Origin of the sequence: Streptomyces albidochromogenes (assembly GCF_005981925.1) — a bacterium.
GTDB lineage: Bacteria > Actinomycetota > Actinomycetes > Streptomycetales > Streptomycetaceae > Streptomyces > Streptomyces albidochromogenes.
In genome coordinates this window covers 1-1,446 of record NZ_VBVX01000605.1, presented here as the reverse complement: position 1 = coordinate 1,446, position 1,446 = coordinate 1, and the positions used below count along the sequence as shown (strand labels likewise).

1 protein-coding gene and 1 pseudogene are annotated in these 1,446 nt (G+C 73.4%); both read left to right on the top strand.

Features of this window, described 5'->3' with window-relative positions:
- Nucleotides 1–274, top strand: a pseudogene (locus E2E34_RS34250) (Clp protease N-terminal domain-containing protein); the annotation flags it as partial.
- 46 nt (nt 275–320) lie between these two features.
- On the top strand, nt 321–1,337 hold the full coding sequence (locus E2E34_RS34245) for an EamA family transporter (RefSeq protein WP_138905707.1): 1,017 nt from the start codon (nt 321–323) through the stop codon (nt 1,335–1,337).
- Nucleotides 1,338–1,446 lie beyond the last annotated feature (109 nt).

Here is a 1,446-nt window from a genome sequence, read left to right as displayed (position 1 = left end):
GCCGGAAGGGCCTGGGGCGCCGGTGGTGGCTGCTGGGGACGGTGGGGCCGCTGTGAGGAGTGAGCCCGCTCTTCCGGGCTGGTCGCCCGCCGCTTTCGCGGCCATGGAGGGCGCCTTGGGGCGGGCCTTCGCGCGCGGCGACCAGCGGGCCGGCGGGCTCGATCTGCTCGCCGTACTGGCGTCGGATCCCGGCTGCCGGGCGGTCGAAGTGCTGCGGCGCGGCGGCGTGGACACGGAGCTGCTGGCCGGGCGTCTGCACGTACCGTCTCGATAGGTGTCACAGGGATGAAGCCCCTGACTCCGGCTGGCATGATGTGCCGATGCAAGCGTCTCAGGGAAGGAGCGCCGGCCTGGGACTCGCCCTGGCGTCGGCGTTCGCCTTCGGTGGTTCAGGTGTCGCGGCGAAGCCGCTGATCGAAGCCGGGCTCGACCCGCTGCACGTGGTGTGGCTGCGGGTGACGGGCGCGGCTCTTGTCATGCTGCCCGTGGCCTGGCGCCATCGTGATCTGCTGCGGCGCAAGCCCGCCCTGCTGGCCGGTTTCGGGCTGCTCGCGGTCGCCGGTGTGCAGGCTTTCTACTTCGCCTCCCTGTCCCGGATCCCGGTCGGCGTGGCCCTGCTCATCGAGTATCTGGCCCCGGCGCTGGTGCTCGGGTGGGTCCGGTTCGTGCAGCGCAGGCCGGTGACGCGCGCCGCGGCGGTCGGCGTGGTGCTGGCCGTCGGGGGGCTGGCGTGCGTGGTCGAGGTCTGGGCGGGGCTGAGCTTCGACGCACTGGGACTGCTGTTCGCGCTCGCCGCAGCGTGCTGCCAGGTCGGCTACTTCGTGCTGTCCGACCAGGGCGGTACGGAGGCGGACACCGCCGATCCGCTCGGTGTCATCGCGTACGGACTCCTCGTCGGAGCCGCGGTGCTGACCGTCGTGGCCCGGCCCTGGGGCATGGAGTGGTCGCTGCTGGCGGGGAACGCCGACATGGGCGGGACGGATGTGCCGGCCGCGCTGCTGCTCGGCTGGATCGTGCTGATCGCGACCGTCGTCGCGTACGTCACCGGTGTGGTGTCGGTGCGCAGGCTCTCCCCGCAGGTGGCGGGTGTGGTGGCCTGCCTGGAGGCGGTCATCGCGACCGTACTGGCATGGGTGCTGCTGCGTGAGCACCTGTCCGCGCCGCAGATCCTCGGCGGCGCCGTTGTGCTGATCGGTGCGTTCATCGCGCAGTCGTCGGCGCCGAAGGCTCCCAGCGGGCCGGTGGCGGGCGGGCCGCCGGTGGTGACGGAGGGGGCCGCGGCGGCCGGTCCGGCTTCCGTAGATGCGGAGTTGCCCGCGGGGGCCGACCGCGCCTAGGCGGTATCAGGTGGGTGACGGTGCTCCCGTCTCCCGCCTCCCGCCGGCGCTTTACGGGCGTGCGGAAGCGGCCGCCGGCGTTCGCGGCGCCCGCGTATGGGTTCCACCG